Raw genomic sequence first — 18838 nt, 5'->3', positions numbered from 1 at the left:
CCTCCTTTCCGACATGCTACTTAGCTTTTGCAGCGCTCTTTACCATCACAAGACTCTTATTGGGACCGGGTATTGCACCTTTTACTAACAGTAAATTCCTTTCCGGATCGACTTTTGCAATCATTAGGTTTTGCACAGTAACCCGTTCTCCACCTGTGCGCCCGGGTAATTTGCGGCCTTTGAATACTCTTGCTGGCCCTTTGGCCCCGAGTGAACCTGGACGTCTATGATATTTTGAACCGTGCTGCATAGGTCCTCTGTGAAAACCATGCCGTTTAATGCCTCCGGCAAAACCTTTTCCTTTAGAAGTCCCAACCACGTCCACTATTTCGCCTTCGCTGAAAATATCAGCCTTAATTTCTTGACCTACTTGATAATCATCTATATTTTCCACGCGAAACTCCTTGATATATTGGAAAGGCTTTACCTTTGCCTTAGCAAAATGCCCTTTCAAAGGCTTGTTGACTTTTTTTTCCTCATTGGCAACAAAGCCGACTTGAATTGCATTGTAGCCGTCATTTTCTACTGTCTTTTTCTGGATGACGTAGCAAGGACCGGCTTCCACAACAGTAACCGGAACAGCTTTGCCATCCTGAAAAATCTGGGTCATCCCCAACTTTTTAGCTAAAAGTCCTTTGGACATCATGGCACCTCCATTATCTAATCCATTCCTATAAATTCAGTTGATAGTTGTTGGTTGTTAGTTAACTAAGAACTAACGACTAATGACTAACGACCAAACCACAAATACTGCCTACAGTTTGATTTCTATGTCCACTCCGGCAGGTAAATCCAGGCGCATTAATGCATCAACAGTTTTAGGCGTGGGTTCGAGAATGTCAATTAACCTTTTATGGGTTCTCATTTCGAACTGTTCCCTGGAGTCCTTATTTACGTGCGGGGAACGTAGAATAGTAATGATGTTCTTCTCAGTCGGCAAAGGAATAGGACCAGATACGGTTGCCCCTGTCCTCTTGGCTGTTTCTACAATTTTTTGGGAAGACTGATCAAGCACTTTATGATCAAAAGCCTTCAATCTAATCCTGATTTTTTGATTAGCCATTTCTATTTCCTCCTTCTCGCCCGGTTTGTTACGGACATTCTCAGTGAAAATTCCCCAAACGGCAAAACCCGTTCGGCAACCTCTCACCTCATCGCCCTCTGCTTCCCGTCAATCTAAGGCTGGTGTAAAGTTGCTGTGCATTTGCTTTCTTTTCATGACAATAGCCAGTGACTGGAGATTTCACCCCAGTCACTGACTTTGGTTTTACTCACTAATACCGGTAACAACGCCAGCGCCTACTGTTCTGCCGCCTTCGCGGATAGCAAAACGCAGTCCTTCCTCGATAGCAATCGGCGTAATCAGTTCAATCTCCATCTTGATGTTGTCGCCGGGCATTACCATCTCTACGCCTTCCGGCAATTTCACTACACCGGTAACGTCGGTTGTCCTAAAGTAAAACTGCGGACGATAACCGTTGAAGAACGGGGTATGACGGCCTCCTTCTTCTTTGGTCAGCACGTATACTTCGCCGCTGAATTTGGTGTGGGGCTTGATTGATCCTGGTTTGGCCAATACTTGTCCCCGCTCGATTTCTTTACGCTCCACACCCCTTAACAGTGTCCCGATGTTGTCTCCTGCTTCTGCTTGGTCTAAGAGCTTGCGGAACATTTCCACACCGGTTACTACTGTCTTACGAGGCTTCTCGTTTAAGCCTACAATCTCCACTTCGTCCCCTACTTTTACTACGCCCCGCTCTACTCTACCGGTGGCAACTGTTCCACGCCCCGTAATGGTGAATACGTCTTCTACCGGCATCAGGAAGGGTTTGTCTACTGCTCTTTCCGGTGTCGGAATGTAGCTGTCTACTGCATCCATCAGTTCCCAGATCTTGCCGCACCAGTTGCACTCCCTGGAACCGCAGCCGCATTCCAATGCTTTAACGGCAGAACCGGATACGATTGGTGTGTCGTCGCCGGGGAATTCATACTCATTCAAGAGCTCCCTGACTTCCATTTCCACTAATTCCATCAGCTCGGGGTCATCTACCATATCCGCTTTGTTCAGGAACACTACGATGTATGGCACGCCTACTTGACGGGAAAGCAGAATATGCTCCCTGGTCTGCGGCATTGGCCCGTCTGCCGCTGATACTACCAGGATTGCTCCGTCCATTTGGGCTGCACCGGTGATCATGTTCTTAACATAGTCGGCGTGTCCCGGGCAGTCTACGTGGGCGTAGTGTCTCTTTGCAGTTTCGTATTCTACGTGGGCGGTATTAATCGTAATACCTCTTTCCCTCTCTTCCGGCGCATTGTCGATCTCGTCATAAGCTTTTGCTACAGCGCCGCCTACCTTTGACAACGTAAAGGTGATTGCTGCTGTCAATGTGGTCTTACCATGGTCTACGTGTCCAATGGTCCCTACGTTAACGTGAGGTTTTGTCCTCTCAAACTTTTGTTTTGCCATTAGGATTCATCCTCCCTTAATATCTTATATAGTTACTTTTTAGGGTCAGTCGTTAGTCGCTAGTCCTTAGTCGCTAGTTTCAAGTTCGTGCATTAGTCCTTAGATAATACATCCAACTAACGACTAACAACTAAGGACTAGTTTGCCTTTGGCAAACTACGCGCCCTGGCGTTTAGCAATTATTTCTTCAGCAATGTTCTTAGGCACTTCGTCATAGTGGGAGAACTGCATTACGTAGCTACCCCTACCCTGTGTCCTCGAACGCAAGTCTGTAGCATATCCAAACATTTCACTCAGCGGCACATAGCCCCGGATAATCTGAGCGCCTGCCCTGGGCTCCATGCCTTCAATTCTACCGCGGCGGGAGTTGATATCGCCGATTACGTCGCCCATATATTCGTCAGGCACATGCACTTCAACTTTCATGATCGGCTCCAAAATTACCGGGTTTGCTTTCTTGGCTCCATTCTTGAAGCCTATGGAACCTGCAATCTTAAAGGCCATCTCCGAGGAGTCAACTTCGTGATAAGAACCGTCATACAAGGTAACCCGTACATCGATGGTGGGGTAACCGGCCAAAACACCGTTTTCCATTGCTTCGCGCACGCCTGCGTCAACAGCGGGAATATATTCTTTCGGGATCACACCACCAACGATCTTGTTAACGAATTCGTAACCTTGCCCTCTTTCCAGGGGCTCAATTTCCAGCCAAACGTGCCCGTACTGACCGCGGCCACCGGACTGACGGACGAACTTGCCTTCCGCTTTTGTTGTGCCTTTAATGGTTTCCTTATAGGCAACCTGGGGCCGACCGACCGTAGCGTCTACTTTGAATTCCCGCAGCAAACGGTCTGCGATAATCTCCAGGTGCAATTCACCCATGCCGGAAATAATGGTTTGCCCGGTTTCTGTATCGGTACGGATCCGGAATGTGGGGTCTTCTTCTGACAGTTTTTGCAACGCAATACCCATTTTCTCCTGGTCCGCCTTGGTTTTAGGCTCGATAGCCACGTCAATCACCGGTTCGGGGAACTGCATTGATTCCAGAATAATGGGGTTTTGTTCGTCACACAAGGTATCCCCGGTAGTTGTATCTTTCAAGCCAACAGCGGCAGCGATATCGCCGGTGTATACCTCCGAAATCTCCTCCCGGTGGTTGGCATGCATTTGCAGGATCCGGCCAATGCGTTCCCTTTTTTCTTTTGTGGAATTGAATACATAGGAACCGGACTTTAAAATACCGGAATATACCCGGAAAAAAGTCAGCTTTCCTACATATGGGTCAGCCATAATCTTAAATGCCAGCGCGGAAAAAGGTTCATTATCGCTTGACTCGCGGTGTCTTTCAGCTCCGCTGGCCGGATCAATCCCTCTGATAGCCGGCACATCAACGGGAGATGGCAGGTAATCAACTACTGCATCCAACAGAGGCTGTACCCCTTTGTTCTTAAAGGAAGAACCACAGAGCACGGGAATCATTTTTACAGCTATAGTAGCTTTTCTGATGCCCCGTTTAATCTCTTCTTCGGTGAGTTCTTCACCCTCCAGGTACTTCATCATCAGCTCTTCGTCACTTTCAGCCACTGCCTCCAAGAGCTTTTCCCTGTACTCAGCCGCAAGCCCCTGCATATCCTCAGGGATATCAGTTGCTTCGCTTTTTGTCCCTAAATCATCTATATAAATAATGGCTTTATTTGTAACCAGATCTACAACACCTTTAAAGGTATCCTCGGCACCAATAGGCAGTTGGACGGGAACCGGATTGGCACCCAACCTTTCCTTGATCATGTTAACTCCCCGGAAGAAGTCGGCACCGACACGGTCCATCTTGTTAATATAGGCTATTCGCGGTACCCCGTACTTATCAGCTTGCCGCCAGACTGTTTCCGACTGAGGTTCCACTCCACCGACAGAGCAGAAAACTGCTACTGCACCGTCAAGAACGCGCAAGGAACGTTCAACTTCAACGGTAAAGTCCACGTGGCCTGGCGTATCAATAATGTTGATACGATGGTTTCTCCATTGACAGGTCGTTGCAGCGGAAGTAATAGTAATACCTCTTTCCTGTTCTTGCACCATCCAGTCCATCGTCGCGGCACCATCATGCACTTCGCCAATCTTATGAACCCTACCGGTATAGAAGAGAATACGTTCGGTAGTGGTCGTTTTACCTGCATCAATATGGGCCATGATACCTATGTTTCTTGTCTTTTCCAACGGAAATTGCCTCGCCACTATTATCCTCCTTTCTGCTTCAACTGGTCTGCCCTACAGGGCAAACCCGGCCCTGTCCAGCATAATTTTTACCATCTGTAATGAGCAAAGGCTTTGTTGGCTTCCGCCATCTTATGCGTGTCTTCCCGTTTTTTAACGGCGCCCCCAGTATTATTAGCCGCATCCATCAATTCATTGGCCAGTTTTTCCTGCATACTCCTACCGCTGCGCTGGCGGGCATAATTTACAAGCCAGCGTATAGCCAAGGTTTGGCGGCGTTCCGGTCTGACTTCAACGGGCACCTGGTAGTTAGCACCACCCACACGGCGAGCTTTAACCTCGAGCACAGGCATCACGTTTTTTAACGCTTGTTCAAAAACTTCCAGAGGATCTCTGCCTGTCTTCTCCTTGATAATATCTAAAGCTCCGTAGCAGATAGATTCTGCAATACCTTTTTTCCCATCCAGCATAATCTGGTTGATAAACTTGGTCAGCACTTTACTGCCATAAATCGGGTCCGGCAGTACATCCCGTTTGGGTACATTGCCTCGTCTCGGCATTTGTTTCCCCCCTTTACATAGTTCTTAGTTGTTAGTTGTTGGCTGTTGGTGGTTAGTTGTTGGTAGTATCAGCTGTCGTGCATGACAAAAACCAATTAGCAATACCAGATAGCTATCAACCGGCAACTAAAAACCATCAACCCATTCATATTACATCCATCTTATTTCTTCGGTCTTTTAGCACCGTATTTGGAACGGCCTTGATTTCTCTTTTGCACTCCGGCTGTATCCAGAGTTCCACGAACGATGTGATATCTGACACCCGGCAAATCCTTCACCCTGCCGCCACGAACCAGCACTACTGAGTGTTCCTGCAGGTTGTGACCGATACCGGGGATATAAGCAGTTACTTCGATACCGTTGGTCAGCCTCACACGGGCAACTTTACGCAGCGCCGAATTAGGCTTCTTAGGTGTGGTGGTATATACCCTTGTGCAAACCCCTCTTTTTTGCGGTGACTCTTTCAAGGCAGGGGCAGTTGACTTTTTCTCCACCTGCTCTCTACCTTTTCTAACCAGTTGATGAATTGTCGGCATGGACTCCACCTCCTTCCCCTAGCAGTAAAAGTGGCAGTGGTTGGTGACAAAGATACCCTGTCACCAACCACAAATCTGTCAAATGAGTTACTCAGAAACAATGGCAGCCGAGGCAGAACCCACTTCAATTCCGCAGGCTTTGCCTAACTCCAACATGGAATCTACAGTTACAACTTCGATCCCTTTTTCGGCACAAAGCCTCAATAAGGGGTTAACCACACGGGGTTCAGCATCTTTTGCTACATATACCACCAGTGCTGTACCTTTTTGTACTGCTTTGGTAGTCTGTTTTGTGCCGATAGTTTTCTTGGCAGCTTTTTTTAGCCTTTCATACGGCATTACTTCAGAACCCCCTTTGAGAATACACACTCGTACATGATACCATTTTCAAGCCCAGGTGTCAAGATTATTCATGCTTCACCCGCTGAGGCCTCCGCTGCTGAGGCAGCGTTGACTTTAATATTTCTGTACCTGGACATACCGGTACCAGCGGGAATAAGCTTACCGATAATCACGTTTTCCTTCAGACCCATTAAGGGATCTACCTTACCCTTAATTGCGGCTTCCGTCAAGACCCTTGTAGTCTCCTGGAATGAAGCAGCCGATAAGAATGAATCGGTAGCAAGGGAAGCCTTCGTAATACCCAGCAGAACCGGTTTGGCTATGGCAGGCTCGCCGCCCAGTTCCATAACCCTTTTGTTCTCTTCCTCAAATTCAAACATGTCTATTACCCCGCCCGGGAGAAGCATGGTGTCGCCGGGTTCTTCCACCTTAACCTTCCTCAGCATTTGCCGTACCATAACCTCAATATGTTTGTCGTTGATGTCAACACCCTGCAGACGGTAGACCCTTTGCACCTCCCGCAGAAGGTAAACCTGTACACCGCGCACTCCTTTGACTTTAAGCAGATCGTGGGGGTTTACAGAGCCTTCAGTCAGCTCATCGCCTGCTTCAACCCGGGAACCCGACTGAACTTTAAGCCTTGAACCGTAGGGAATCTGATATTCATGGCGTTCTCCGTCATCGGTAATGATCACCACTTCCCGGCGGCCTTTATTTTCAGTGATCTGCACTTCGCCGTCAACTTCGGCAATAATTGCCTGGCCTTTTGGCTTTCTGGCTTCAAAGAGTTCCTCTACCCTAGGCAAACCCTGGGTAATGTCATCACCGGCCACGCCCCCGGTATGGAAAGTACGCATAGTCAGCTGAGTGCCAGGCTCACCGATGGATTGAGCTGCAATAATGCCCACAGCCTCACCGATTTCCACGGGAGCGCCGGTGGCTAAGTTTCTGCCGTAGCACTTGGCGCATACGCCGTACCTGGTTTTACAGGTTGTAACGGAGCGGATTTTGACCTGTTTAATGCCGGCACTCACTATTTGCTTAGCCTTGTCATCGCTGATTTCCGTATCCTTAGCTACAATTACTTCGCCTGTCTGCGGGTCCACAATGTCTTCCAGAGCATACCGACCGGCCAGCCTCTCTTCCAGCTTTTCGATAATTTCATTTCCTTCTTTGATTTCTTCCACCACTATGCCGTTAGTTGTGCCGCAGTCTTCTTCCCTGACGATTACATCCTGGGCCACGTCAACCAAGCGGCGGGTCAGGTATCCGGAGTCAGCAGTCCTTAAGGCGGTGTCAGCGAGACCTTTTCTGGCGCCGTGGGTGGAAATGAAGTATTCCAGCACAGTCAGTCCTTCTCGGAAGTTAGCTTTGATAGGCAAGTCGATGATGCGACCGGAGGGATCAGCCATAAGTCCCCTCATTCCTGCCAGCTGGCGGATCTGCTGTACATTACCCCGGGCCCCTGAATTAGCCATCATAAACACCGGGTTAAACTTATCCAAAGTATTCATCAATGCTTTGGTGATTTCATCGGTGGCTTGACTCCAAAGGCCGGTAACTTTCTGATAGCGTTCCTCTTCTGTAATCAGACCTCTGCGGTACTGCTGTTCTATTTTTTCTACCTGGTTTTCAGTTTCTTCCAGAATAGTCTTTTTGGCTTCGGGCACCTGGATATCGGTGACACCAATAGTTATTCCCGCCTTGGTTGAATAATGGAAGCCTAATTTTTTGATACCATCAAGAAGTCTTGCCGTAGCGGCATTGCCAAGCTTTTGGTAGCAGCGGGCTACAATTTCGCCCAGCTGTTTCTTGCCAATCTCCTGGTTGTAAAAGCCCAGCTCTTCGGGAATTGGCACTTCTTTATTAAAGATCAGCCTGCCTACAGTAGTCTCCAAATACTCGCCTTTTTCCCTGACCTTGATCGTGGCGTGCAGGTCAACAGCACCCGAGGTATAAGCCAAGTAAGCCTCATTGTAATCTTTAAATACCTTGCCTTCCCCTTTAGCTCCCTTTTTGACAATGGTCAGGTAGTAGGAACCCAGCACCATATCCTGGGTAGGCGATGCTACCGGACGGCCGTCTTTCGGGTTGAGAATATTGTAGGAGGACAACATCAGAAGCCTTGCTTCTGCCTGGGCTTCTGCCGACAATGGCACGTGTACAGCCATCTGGTCACCGTCAAAGTCAGCATTGTACGCCGTACACACCAACGGGTGAATCTGTAAAGCCCGACCTTCGACCAGCACCGGTTCAAAAGCTTGAATACCAAGACGGTGCAAAGTAGGCGCCCTGTTTAACAGCACCGGGTGTTCCTTAATAACTTCTTCCAGGACATCCCAGACTTCGTTTCTTACCCTTTCCACCATCCGCTTAGCACTTTTAATATTGTGAGCATACCCTTCGTCTACCAACCGTTTCATTACGAAAGGCTTAAACAGTTCCAAAGCCATCTCTTTCGGCAAACCACATTGGTGCATTTTCAACTCCGGCCCTACCACAATAACGGAACGGCCTGAGTAGTCTACCCTTTTACCCAAGAGGTTCTGTCTGAAACGCCCTTGTTTACCTTTAAGCATATCGCTTAAGGATTTCAGCGGACGGTTGCCCGGCCCTGTTACCGGCCTACCCCTTCTGCCGTTGTCAATTAAAGCATCAACAGCTTCCTGCAGCATCCGCTTCTCATTGCGTACAATTATATCGGGAGCCCCTAAATCCAGGAGCCTTTTCAAACGGTTGTTCCTGTTGATAACCCGCCGGTACAAATCGTTTAAATCGGAGGTGGCAAAGCGGCCTCCGTCCAACTGCACCATGGGTCTTAATTCAGGCGGGATTACCGGAATCACATCCAGGATCATCCACTCGGGCCTGTTGCCGGAATTTTTAAAGGCCTCCACAACTTCCAGGCGGCGGATGGCCCTAACTTTGCGCTGACCACTGCTCTCCCTGAGCTCCGCCCTTAATTCCTGGGCTAATTCGTCCAAATCCATTTCTTCCAGCAACTTCTTAATGGCTTCAGCGCCCATTCCCGCCTGGAACTTATTGCCGTATTTATCCCTATACTCCCTGTATTCCGTTTCAGTCAAAAGCTGTTTTTTCATTAGAGGGGTGTCACCGGGATCGGTGACTATATAAGAAACAAAGTATAAGACTTTTTCCAGGGAACGGGGCGAAATATCCAACAGCAGTCCCATCCGACTGGGAATGCCTTTAAAATACCAAATATGGGAAACTGGCGCTGCCAGTTCAATATGTCCCAGCCTTTCCCGCCGCACTTTGGAACGGGTGACTTCCACTCCGCACCGGTCACAGACTATTCCTTTATACCTAACCCGCTTATACTTACCGCAGTGACATTCCCAGTCCCGGGTAGGCCCGAAAATGCGTTCACAGAACAAGCCGTCCCTTTCAGGCTTAAGCGTGCGGTAGTTTATAGTTTCAGGCTTCTTAACCTCCCCGCTTGACCAGGCACGAATTTGTTCCGGTGAGGCCAATCCTATCCGCATACGGTCAAAGTTGTTAACATCCAACAAAGACCACTCCCTTTCATCTCAGTTAGTCGGTCATCGTAAGGCTAACCCAGCAGAGAACAGTTGCTCCCCGTCTATGCCGGTAAATAGAAACAGGTCCTAGTAATCATACTCGTCGGGATCTTCTTCGTCCAAGTCACTGCCCCCGTAGTCTTCCTGCTCATCGTTTCCCGGAACATCCAGCTCCAAGTCCAGATCTTCTTCATCCAGCTCTTCATCCTCGGCATCTTCTTCGGCAAGAGCACCACCTTGTAAAATCCTGCCTAAGCGTGGCTTATCGCCTTCCTCCTCATCTCCATGGATGTCCAGCCCCAGCTCTTTTGCCGTTTCACTGACATCATCATCTTCTTCTCTGATTTCAATCTCCTGATCTTCTTCGGAGAGGACCTTCACATCAAGGCCCAGGCTTTGCAGTTCTTTTATCAACACTTTAAAGGATTCAGGCACACCCGGCTCAGGCACGTTTTCGCCTTTAACAATTGCCTCGTAAGTTTTCACCCGTCCAACAACGTCGTCGGATTTGACGGTGAGGATTTCTTGCAAAGTATAAGAGGCGCCGTAGGCTTCCAAAGCCCAAACCTCCATTTCCCCGAAACGTTGTCCACCGAACTGGGCTTTACCACCCAGCGGCTGCTGGGTTACCAGGGAGTATGGTCCTGTTGAGCGGGCATGGATCTTATCATCAACCAGGTGGGCTAATTTCAGCATGTACATGATACCTACCGTAACCTCATTGTCAAAGGGCTCACCGGTCCTACCGTCATATAGAATGCTCTTGCCGCTCGCGGGCAGGCCTGCCTTTTCAAGGGTTTCTCTGATATCCTCTTCATCAGCGCCGTCAAAAACAGGGGTAGCTACGCGAATACCCAGCGTCTTGGCAGCCCAACCCAAGTGGCACTCCAAAACCTGACCGATATTCATCCGGGAGGGCACGCCCAAAGGGTTTAACACTATTTCTACAGGTGTCCCATCAGGCAAAAAGGGCATATCTTCTTCGGGCAAAATTCTTGAAATAACACCCTTGTTGCCGTGTCGGCCCGCCATCTTATCGCCTACGGATATTTTCCGCTTTTGGGCTATATAAACGCGGACTAGCTGGTTCACTCCCGGAGCCAGTTCATCGCCGTTTTCCCTGGAAAAAACCTTAACATCAACGATTTTACCTGATTCACCATGGGGAACCCGCAGCGAAGTATCACGAACCTCTCTGGCCTTCTCCCCAAAGATGGCGCGCAGCAAGCGTTCCTCTGCCGTAAGTTCCGTTTCTCCTTTAGGAGTAACTTTACCGACCAATATATCTCCCGGTCGCACTTCGGCCCCCACACGGATAATCCCACGCTCGTCCAAATCTTTTAAAACCTCTTCGCCGACGTTGGGAATATCCCGGGTGATTTCTTCCGGACCCAGTTTAGTATCCCTGGCGTCACATTCATACTCTTCAATGTGGATTGAAGTAAAGAAATCTTCTTTGACCAGTTTTTCACTGACCAAAATAGCATCCTCGTAGTTATATCCTTCCCAAGTCATAAAGGCAATTAAAACGTTACGCCCCAGCGCCAGTTCGCCATGGTCGGTGGAGGGTCCGTCAGCTATAACATCACCGGTTTCAACTTTTTGCCCTTTTTTAACTATGGGCTTTTGGTTGATACATGTCCCCTGGTTGGAACGGGTAAACTTCAGCAGTTTATAGCGATCTACCCCATGCTCACCCCTGACCACAATTTCTTCGCCGGTGACCCGCTCAACCACACCGGGATTCTTGGCCAAGACAACCACACCGGAATCCCTGGCAGTTTTCCATTCCATACCTGTGCCTACATAGGGCGCATCTGTTCGTAAAAGCGGCACCGCTTGGCGCTGCATGTTAGCACCCATTAGAGCCCGGTTGGCATCATCATGCTCCAGAAACGGAATTAGGGCAGTAGCTATACTCCAGACCTGTTTAGGGGTAACATCCATAAAATCTATCCGGTCAGTGGAAGTGACCAAAATTTCATGTCCATGGCGGGCATTAACTTTTTTAGTCTTAAATCTGCCTTCTTCATCCAGCGGCACATTAGCCTGGGCTATTACATAATTTTCTTCTTCATCGGCCGTCAGGTAGACGATCTCATTGGTGACAATGCCTTTTTCCTTATCTACTTTCCTGTAAGGTGTTTCAATAAAGCCGAATTCGTTTATTCTCGCATACGTGCTTAAAGAACCGATTAGACCGATGTTGGGACCTTCAGGCGTTTCAATTGGGCACATTCTTCCATAGTGAGAATGGTGGACGTCCCGAACCTCAAATCCAGCCCTCTCCCGGCTCAAACCACCGGGTCCCAGTGCAGAAAGTCTACGCTTATGAGTAAGCTCCGCCAGGGGATTGGTCTGGTCCATAAACTGGGATAACTGGCTGGAACCAAAAAACTCTTTAATAGCAGCCACAACCGGCCTAATATTGATCAAAACCTGGGGAGTAATAACTTCCACGTCCTGGATCGTCATTCTTTCCCGGACAACCCGCTCCATCCTGGATAAACCTATCCGGAACTGGTTTTGCAGCAGTTCGCCCACGGAACGCAGCCGGCGATTTCCCAGGTGATCAATATCATCGGCATGTACTTCCCCGTTCATCAAACGCAAGAAATAGGCAAAAGAAGCAATAATATCCTCTTTGGTTAAATGACGGATATACTCTTTTGACTCCTCATCTTCAGCGTTTTGGTAAAGTATGCCGTGTTTCAGTTTTTTATGTAACTTATAACGTCCTACGTTTCCCAAGTCATAGCGTTTGGGATCAAAGAATAACGATTCCAACAAAGTCCGAGCGCTTTCCACCGTGGGCGGCTCGCCTGGCCTTAGCCTTTTATAGATCTCAATTAAAGCTTCTTCCTGGCTGTCCGTATTATCCTTTTCCAAGGTCAGCTGGACCCTGCGGTCATAGTCAAATAACTCCAAGATCTGGGTATTGCTGTTATAACCCAGTGCCCGGATTAACACCGTAGCCGGGATTTTCCTGGTCCGGTCCACCCGGACGTAAATGTTTTCGTTGACGTCGCTTTCGAATTCCAGCCATGCGCCCCTGTTGGGAATTATGGTAGCGCCATAAACCTTCACGCCGCTGGGATCAACCTGTTCACTATAATAAACACCGGGGGAGCGAACTAATTGGCTGACAATCACTCTTTCGGCCCCGTTAATGATGAATGTTCCGTTTTCAGTCATCAAGGGAAAATCTCCCATGAAAACTTCCTGTTCTTTGACTTCTCCTGTTTCTTTGTTGATTAGCCTGACCTTAACCCTCAAAGGAGCCGCATAGGTCATATCTCTTTCTTTACATTCTTCAACCGAATATTTCGGTTCACCAAGAGTATAGCCCACAAACTCCAAGATAAGATTGCCGGTAAAATCCTGGATAGGCGAGATGTCCTGAAACATTTCCCGCAAACCCTCATCGATAAACCATCTGTATGAGTTCTTTTGCACCTCGATTAGGTTGGGCATGTCAAGGACTTCCTGGATCTGAGCAAATGTCCACCTTTCCCTGCTTCCTACCTTCACAGGATATGCCATACTTTCACCCCCGAAAGTTTACAGTTCAATACAAATCTAAAGCAAGGTTAATAAACCTCGCTTAAAATTTGCCATTTAATCGCCTTATCTGTCTATTCTTTCCTATTTATATTTTCTTTATTCTGCCATTTTATGCAGAAACTTTCTGAAATTAATGCCATTTTATAATACTAGCATACTGCATATCCTTTGTCAAGGCAAAAGGCACTCTTTTGAGTGCCTTTTGCCCTAGATTTATCTTTTTCAAAATTATAGCTAAACTACTTAATTTCTACACTAGCGCCGGCTTCTTCAAGCTTAGCTTTGATGGACTCAGCGTCAGCCTTGCTGACTTTCTCTTTAACCGGCTTGGGAGCGCCATCAACTAAATCTTTAGCCTCTTTCAAGCCTAATCCGGTAATTTCGCGGACAACCTTAATTACGTTAATCTTCTTATCACCGGCGCTAGCCAGGATAACATCAAACTCGGTTTGCTCTTCAACAGGCTCAGCAGCAACTGCACCAGCCACAGGGGCAGCGGCAACTGCTACAGGAGCAGCAGCGCTTACGCCAAATTCTTCCTCAAAAGCTTTTACTAATTCAGCTAACTCTAACACGGTCATGCCTTTAACGGCTTCTAAAATCTCAGCAACTTTAGACATTTTTAATATTCCCCTTTCATTTTTCTTATAAGTATTTTTATTGGTCGGTAACTTAATAGCTAAATCTTTAGTCTAGTCCTCAGTCCCTAGTCCCTAGTCCCCGGTTTCATGCTGCATTACTGGTGACTGATGACTGGCGACTGGTAACTGACCCCAAAAGCCAGCACATTAAGCTTGGGCTTCTTTCTGCTTGCGGATAGCTTCCAAAGCATATACAAAGTTCCTGAGCGGTCCGTTAAGCACAGCAGCCATTCCGTAAAGCGGAGCCTGCATACCTCCCAGAACCTTGGCCAGCAATTGCTCTTTGGAAGGAAGATCAGCTAACGCCTTGACCTGGTTAAAATCTATAACCTTACCTTCCAAAACTCCGCCCTTAATCTCTAAAGCCTTATTGGCCTTGGCAAAGTCAAACAAAACTTTAGCCGGAGCCACGGGGTCGTGACTAAAGGCAATGGCTGTAGGGCCTGACAAATAAGCATCCAGGCTTTCCAACCCCAGCTCATGGGCAGCTAGACTAGTGAGCGTATTTTTTAAGACCTTATATTCAACGCCAGCCTCACGGAGTTGAGTACGCAGTTTGGTTACCTGGGCCACATTTAAACCCCTGTAGTCAGTAAGCACTGCAGCAACAGATTCCTGCAGTTTTTGTTTAATTTCAGCAACCTGCTGTTGTTTGAGTTCTCTTTGTTTAGACAAGATCACACCTCCTATCCGTACACTCTTACGCTGTTAAATTAGGAAAGCCCCTGCCGTAGACAGCAGAGGCTTATTACTAACATATACTCATGGTACACTATGCATACTTCGTTGCATTATAACCTTGAGCTCGGTAAATCAGCTAACCTCGGCAGGCGGTTACCCATTAAGCATTAAGCACCTGCTGTCTACAGTTAATACAATATATTGTTTATCGGAACAAAGCTTATTTTATCATATTGTTTCCGTAGAGGTCAATCATTTGTTAATTTAATCTATATTTATTTGGCAAGAACTTTTAACGGGTTCACTCTAATTCCAGGGCCCATAGTAGACGACAGAGTCACACTCTTCAAGTACTGCCCCTTTGCTGCCGCCGGTTTGGCTTTAATCAGGGCTTCCATAAAGGTCTGGAAGTTATCAACCAGTTTTTCCTGGTCAAAAGAAACTTTTCCCAGCGGAACGTGTACTATGGAAGTCTTGTCTACCCTAAATTCAATCTTGCCAGCTTTAACTTCTTTAATTGCCCTTTCCAAATCAAAGGTTACAGTACCAGTCTTGGGGTTTGGCATCAGGCCACGAGGTCCTAAGACCCTACCAAGCTTACCTACTGCACCCATCATATCCGGCGTAGCAATTGCCACATCAAATCCAAGCCAACCGCCTTCGATTTTGGCAATCAGCTCCTCGGCACCAACAAAATCGGCACCGGCAGCTTCCGCCTCTTTAGCCTTTTCTCCCTTTGCAAACACTAATACAGTCCTGGTTTTTCCGGTTCCATGGGGCAACACCACGGTACCTCTTACCTGCTGATCAGCGTGTCTGGGATCAACGCCCAGTTTAACATGGGCTTCTACAGTTTCATCAAACTTGGCAGTAGATGTTTTCTTTACAAGTTCGATAGCTTCGTTTGCCTCATACAATTTGTCTTTGTCAATAAGTTTTAATGCTTCTTGATATTTTTTGCCGTGTTTCGGCATGTTCACTACCTCCTCGTGGTAATCGGATTTTATCCTCCCACAAAATCTCGCTTATACTGCATTTCTGCAAGTCCGTCGTTGGTCGTTAGTCCTTAGTTTCTTGCCCCATCACTCATCTTTTACTAACGACTAAGGACTGGGGACTAAGGACTGACCCATAATTCAGCCCTTTAGACAATTTCGATGCCCATGCTTCTGGCAGTGCCTTCAATCATACGCATAGCAGCTTCGATGCTGGCAGCGTTCAGATCTTTCATCTTTGTTTCAGCAATTTCCCTCACTTTGTCCCGGGAAACTTTGGCTACTTTTTTCCTGTTGGGTTCACCGGACGCCGTTTCGATGCCGGCAGCTTTTTTCAATAAAACTGCAGCCGGCGGAGTTTTGGTAATAAAGGTGAAGGACCTGTCTTCGTATACTGTAATCTCTACCGGAATAATCAGGCCAGCTTGAGCAGCAGTCCTTTCATTGAATTCTTTGCAGAAAGCCATAATATTTACACCATGCTGACCAAGAGCCGGACCCACCGGTGGAGCAGGGTTAGCTTTTCCAGCAGGACACTGCAACTTAATTAATCCTACAACTTTTTTTGCCATTAATCTGCACCTCCTTGCTTAACTTAAATCATAAGACTACATTTTTTCAACTTGGGTAAAATCCAGTTCAACCGGGGTTTCCCGACCAAACATGGAAACTAATACTTTAAGTTTCCCTTTCTCAGGATGAATCTCTTCGATGTTACCAATGAAATTTTCAAAGGGACCACCAGTCACCCTGACATTTTGCCCAACAAAGAAATCAACCTTAGTTTTCGGCTCATCAACGCCCATCTGTTTCAGAATCTGCCTAACCTCAGACATATGCAAAGGAACGGGCTTAGCTCCGGTGCCAACAAAACCGGTTACACCCGGAGTATTCCTCACTACGTACCAGGAGTCATCGGTCATCAGCATTTCAACCAGCACGTAGCCCGGGTAAATTTTCCGTTTTGTTACTTTCTTTTGCCCATCTTTAACTTGCACTTCATCCTCTACCGGCACAAGCACCCGGAAAATTTTATCGCCCATGTTCATGGATTCAACTCTTTTTTCCAGGTTAGCTTTAACTTTATTTTCATAGCCGGAGTAAGTGTGAATTACAAACCACTGTTTCTCCATTAGCCAGGAGCTCCCGTCCGGAAGCTGCCCTTCCCTCCAATCCGAAACCAGGTCAATTTCAACTTGCAATGAGTATTTTAGATTATTCTGGTCAATATAGCGCTGAAAATGGAATCGACTATCCAAATTAAAAGCGAGACAATAAATACCGATGCCAGCACAACCGAAGTATATGTTATCAATTCCTTACGATTGGGCCAGTGCACCTTTTTCAATTCCGACACAACACCGCGGAAAAACTTGCCCGCCTTTTCATTAAATTTTGCAGGCTTAGCCAAACTTTTTGTAGCCACTTGCCTTTTTCACATCCTTACATGTTAAAAACTATTTTGTTTCTTTGTGGATAGTATGAGTTTTGCAATGGCTGCAGTACTTCCTGAGTTCAATTCTATCGGGATCGTTCTTCTTGTTCTTCATGGTAGTATAGTTACGACGTTTACATTCAGTGCACGCCAGAGTTATACCTACTCTCACTAATGCCACCTCCCTGAAAGGTCAAAGAAAACTTGGCTTGCGCAAACCTTTAGTACCGGCGAAAGCCCAGTTGCCTTGTACTCCCCAAATTAACGCATTCGAAATAGCTAAAAAGCCTATTTTGCCGATTACTAATCTAATTTAGCACAAATCAAAAAACGTGTCAATAGCGGCACCTTTACGCCTGTTATCATCTTTGTTCCCTTACAATGGCCGTTACTTTTTAATGTTTTTCCATCTTAGGCGCATTTTATAAGTCAGCATTAATAAAAAAACAAAGGCCGGGGTTTCCCCGGCCTTTGCAAACTAGTCACTAATACCGGTAACAACGCCAGCGCCTACTGTTCTGCCGCCTTCGCGGATAGCAAAACGCAGTCCTTCCTCGATAGCAATCGGCGTAATCAGTTCAATCTCCATCTTGATGTTGTCGCCGGGCATTACCATCTCTACGCCTTCCGGCAATTTCACTACACCGGTAACGTCGGTTGTCCTAAAGTAAAACTGCGGACGATAACCGTTGAAGAACGGGGTATGACGGCCTCCTTCTTCTTTGGTCAGCACGTATACTTCGCCGCTGAATTTGGTGTGGGGCTTGATTGATCCTGGTTTGGCCAATACTTGTCCCCGCTCGATTTCTTTACGCTCCACACCCCTTAACAGTGTCCCGATGTTGTCTCCTGCTTCTGCTTGGTCTAAGAGCTTGCGGAACATTTCCACACCGGTTACTACTGTCTTACGAGGCTTCTCGTTTAAGCCTACAATCTCCACTTCGTCCCCTACTTTTACTACGCCCCGCTCTACTCTACCGGTGGCAACTGTTCCACGCCCCGTAATGGTGAATACGTCTTCTACCGGCATCAGGAAGGGTTTGTCTACTGCTCTTTCCGGTGTCGGAATGTAGCTGTCTACTGCATCCATCAGTTCCCAGATCTTGCCGCACCAGTTGCACTCCCTGGAACCGCAGCCGCATTCCAATGCTTTAACGGCAGAACCGGATACGATTGGTGTGTCGTCACCGGGGAATTCATACTCATTCAAGAGCTCCCTGACTTCCATTTCCACTAATTCCATCAGCTCGGGGTCATCTACCATATCCGCTTTGTTCAGGAACACTACGATGTATGGCACGCCTACTTGACGGGAAAGCAGAATATGCTCCCTGGTCTGCGGCATTGGCCCGTCTGCCGCTGATACTACCAGGATTGCTCCGTCCATTTGGGCTGCACCGGTGATCATGTTCTTAACATAGTCGGCGTGTCCCGGGCAGTCTACGTGGGCGTAGTGTCTCTTTGCAGTTTCGTATTCTACGTGGGCGGTATTAATCGTAATACCTCTTTCCCTCTCTTCCGGCGCATTGTCGATCTCGTCATAAGCTTTTGCTACAGCGCCGCCTACCTTTGACAACGTAAAGGTGATTGCTGCTGTCAATGTGGTCTTACCATGGTCTACGTGTCCAATGGTCCCTACGTTAACGTGAGGTTTTGTCCTCTCAAACTTTTGTTTTGCCACTGTGACTTTACCTCCTTATGTACCTTATCTTCCTCTAAAGGCTCCAGCTTGTCCCAACTTTGTCAAGACCTATGCGTTTATAATTCTATATTATTTTGTGTTAGCTGTCAAATATATACAGCGGACTGAGGCCGCGGCCTAGTCCTTGGCAGCGGCTTACGCCGAGTCATTAGTCGC

The 18838-nt window shown here is 47.5% G+C and carries 17 protein-coding genes and 1 other annotated feature; all 17 genes read right to left on the bottom strand.

Features of this window, described 5'->3' with window-relative positions; translation table 11 throughout:
• Positions 1-16: 16 nt before the first annotated feature.
• Positions 17-643 carry a 50S ribosomal protein L3 gene (gene rplC / locus EYS13_RS14515; RefSeq protein WP_227767980.1) on the bottom strand — a complete coding sequence of 209 codons (627 nt, stop codon included), beginning with the start codon at positions 641-643 and terminating at the stop codon, positions 17-19.
• Between the two features lie 111 nt (positions 644-754).
• Positions 755-1063: a 30S ribosomal protein S10 gene (gene rpsJ, locus EYS13_RS14510; protein WP_227764111.1), complete on the bottom strand. Its 309-nt coding sequence runs from the start codon at positions 1061-1063 to the stop codon at positions 755-757.
• Positions 1064-1267: 204 nt separating this feature from the next.
• On the bottom strand, positions 1268-2470 hold the full coding sequence (gene tuf, locus EYS13_RS14505) for an elongation factor Tu (RefSeq protein ID WP_227764108.1): 1203 nt from the start codon (positions 2468-2470) through the stop codon (positions 1268-1270).
• Between the two features lie 156 nt (positions 2471-2626).
• Entirely contained in the window at positions 2627-4705 is a 2079-nt protein-coding gene (gene fusA, locus EYS13_RS14500; protein WP_227764106.1) for an elongation factor G, read from the bottom strand.
• A 68-nt stretch (positions 4706-4773) separates the two neighbouring features.
• Positions 4774-5244: a 30S ribosomal protein S7 gene (rpsG, locus tag EYS13_RS14495; protein WP_227764104.1), complete on the bottom strand. Its 471-nt coding sequence runs from the start codon at positions 5242-5244 to the stop codon at positions 4774-4776.
• A gap of 161 nt (positions 5245-5405) precedes the next feature.
• Positions 5406-5780 (bottom strand): 30S ribosomal protein S12, encoded by a 375-nt coding sequence (rpsL, locus tag EYS13_RS14490; protein ID WP_227764102.1) that lies wholly within the window; start codon positions 5778-5780, stop codon positions 5406-5408.
• Positions 5781-5867: 87 nt separating this feature from the next.
• Positions 5868-6119, bottom strand: coding sequence for a ribosomal L7Ae/L30e/S12e/Gadd45 family protein (locus EYS13_RS14485; protein WP_227764101.1), 252 nt, complete (start codon positions 6117-6119; stop codon positions 5868-5870).
• 71 nt (positions 6120-6190) lie between these two features.
• Positions 6191-9655, bottom strand: coding sequence for a DNA-directed RNA polymerase subunit beta' (rpoC, locus tag EYS13_RS14480; RefSeq protein WP_277998219.1), 3465 nt, complete (start codon positions 9653-9655; stop codon positions 6191-6193).
• A 96-nt stretch (positions 9656-9751) separates the two neighbouring features.
• Positions 9752-13207 carry a DNA-directed RNA polymerase subunit beta gene (gene rpoB, locus EYS13_RS14475; protein WP_227764099.1) on the bottom strand — a complete coding sequence of 1152 codons (3456 nt, stop codon included), beginning with the start codon at positions 13205-13207 and terminating at the stop codon, positions 9752-9754.
• A gap of 260 nt (positions 13208-13467) precedes the next feature.
• Entirely contained in the window at positions 13468-13848 is a 381-nt protein-coding gene (rplL, locus tag EYS13_RS14470) for a 50S ribosomal protein L7/L12 (protein WP_227764097.1), read from the bottom strand.
• A gap of 168 nt (positions 13849-14016) precedes the next feature.
• On the bottom strand, positions 14017-14544 hold the full coding sequence (gene rplJ, locus EYS13_RS14465; protein ID WP_227764095.1) for a 50S ribosomal protein L10: 528 nt from the start codon (positions 14542-14544) through the stop codon (positions 14017-14019).
• A gap of 31 nt (positions 14545-14575) precedes the next feature.
• Positions 14576-14756, bottom strand: a sequence feature (ribosomal protein L10 leader region).
• A gap of 69 nt (positions 14757-14825) precedes the next feature.
• A complete protein-coding gene (gene rplA / locus EYS13_RS14460; RefSeq protein WP_227764093.1) occupies positions 14826-15524 on the bottom strand; it encodes a 50S ribosomal protein L1 in 699 nt (232 codons plus the stop codon).
• A gap of 170 nt (positions 15525-15694) precedes the next feature.
• On the bottom strand, positions 15695-16117 hold the full coding sequence (gene rplK, locus EYS13_RS14455; RefSeq protein WP_227764092.1) for a 50S ribosomal protein L11: 423 nt from the start codon (positions 16115-16117) through the stop codon (positions 15695-15697).
• Positions 16118-16153: 36 nt separating this feature from the next.
• The gene (gene nusG / locus EYS13_RS14450) at positions 16154-16678 is read right to left on the bottom strand and encodes a transcription termination/antitermination protein NusG (protein WP_227764090.1); all 525 of its coding nucleotides are present in this window, start codon (positions 16676-16678) and stop codon (positions 16154-16156) included.
• Positions 16679-16755: 77 nt separating this feature from the next.
• Positions 16756-16971, bottom strand: coding sequence for a preprotein translocase subunit SecE (gene secE / locus EYS13_RS14445; RefSeq protein ID WP_227764088.1), 216 nt, complete (start codon positions 16969-16971; stop codon positions 16756-16758).
• A 31-nt stretch (positions 16972-17002) separates the two neighbouring features.
• Positions 17003-17152 (bottom strand): 50S ribosomal protein L33, encoded by a 150-nt coding sequence (rpmG, locus tag EYS13_RS14440; RefSeq protein ID WP_227764086.1) that lies wholly within the window; start codon positions 17150-17152, stop codon positions 17003-17005.
• A 306-nt stretch (positions 17153-17458) separates the two neighbouring features.
• Entirely contained in the window at positions 17459-18661 is a 1203-nt protein-coding gene (gene tuf / locus EYS13_RS14435; protein WP_227764085.1) for an elongation factor Tu, read from the bottom strand.
• Positions 18662-18838 lie beyond the last annotated feature (177 nt).

Source organism: Zhaonella formicivorans (assembly GCF_004353525.1).
GTDB classification, from domain to species: domain Bacteria; phylum Bacillota; class DUOV01; order DUOV01; family Zhaonellaceae; genus Zhaonella; species Zhaonella formicivorans.
This window is presented reverse-complemented; position numbering and strand designations above follow the sequence as displayed.